Raw genomic sequence first — 1445 nt, forward strand, 5'->3', positions numbered from 1 at the left:
ACTGCTCAAGTAGTAAGTTCTAATGAATTTGACCCTAACTCAACGCCTGGAAATAACAGTCCAACAGAAAACGATCAAGCTCAAGTAGTTATTACTCCTGTTCAGCTGGCTGACTTATCAGTTGTTAAGACAGTAGATCTTGCTACTCCAAGGGTTGGAGATAATGTGAAATTTAGAATTGCATTAAGCAATGCAGGACCAAGTGATGCTACTGGAGTTGTAGTTAATGATTTATTGTCGTCAGGTTATGCTTTTGTGAGCTATACTTCAACTTCTGGACTTTATAATTCCACTTCTGGAGATTGGACACTTTCGGGAAGTGTTTTTAATGGAAAAACAGAATATTTAGATATTATAGCCAAAGTTAATCCTATAACAGGAACAGCTAATGAATATAGAAATACTGCTCAGGTAATTGCAAGTGGTCAGACAGATCCAGATTCTATACCAAATGATGGAATAGGAGATGATTTTTCAACTATATCTACTGTTCCAACAGCGTTAATTGATTTGTCATTAACTAAATCTGTAGATAACATTGCTCCTCAAGCGGGATCAAATGTTGTATTTACTGTAATCATTAAAAATGCTGGGCCAAGTACTGCTACGGGTGTAGAAGTTATCGATAAATTACCTAGTGGATATGATTTTGTAAGCGATGATGCATCAGGAAGCTATGTTAATAATATTTGGAGTATTCCAACTATTGCAGCAGGTGCTTCTGTAGTTTTAAATGTTACAGCCACAGTAAAAGCAGATGGAATTTATACCAATGTTGCTGAAATAACTAAAGCCAATGAAACCGATGCGAATTCTACACCAAATAATAATATTTTGGCTGAAGATGATCAAGATCAAGTAACCATATCCCGAGGACCATTAGTAGATTTAAGTTTAACTAAAAAAGTTGATAATAAAACGCCTAATGTTGGCGAGAATGTCGTATTTACTATTGAAGTTACAAATGCTGGACCAAGCGATGCAACTGGAGTTGTGGTTACAGATAAATTACCTTCTGGATATTCATTTGTGAGTCCTTCTATCCAATCTGTTGGAAGTTATGATCCTATATTAGGTTCTTGGACAATAGGAAACTTGGCAAACAAAGCAAAAGCAACTTTAAACATTACAGCTAAAGTTTTACCTACAGGTAATTACGATAATGTAGCAGAAGTGACAGGAACTAATGAAGTAGATGCAAATTCTACTCCTGGTAATAATGATGCTACCGAAGATGATCAAAAGAAAGTTATTGTAACTCCTATACAAAGTGCTGATTTATCTGTTGTTAAAACGGTAAATATAACTACGCCAAAAGTAGGCGATACTGTTACGTTTACTATTGAAGTGAAAAATGACGGGCCTAGCAACGCTACTGGTGTTGTTATAAAAGACATGCTGCCTTCTGGTTACGAGTTTGTTAGTGCAAGCCCTACTGCTGGCAT

1 protein-coding gene is annotated in these 1445 nt (G+C 36.1%); it reads left to right on the plus strand.

Features of this window, described 5'->3' with window-relative positions; all coding sequences use genetic code 11:
• On the plus strand, nt 1-1445 hold a 1445-nt coding region (locus BUB25_RS16295), incomplete at both ends, for a DUF11 domain-containing protein (RefSeq protein WP_139256936.1).

Origin of the sequence: Flavobacterium granuli, from assembly GCF_900129705.1 — a bacterium.
GTDB classification, from domain to species: Bacteria; Bacteroidota; Bacteroidia; order Flavobacteriales; family Flavobacteriaceae; genus Flavobacterium; species Flavobacterium granuli.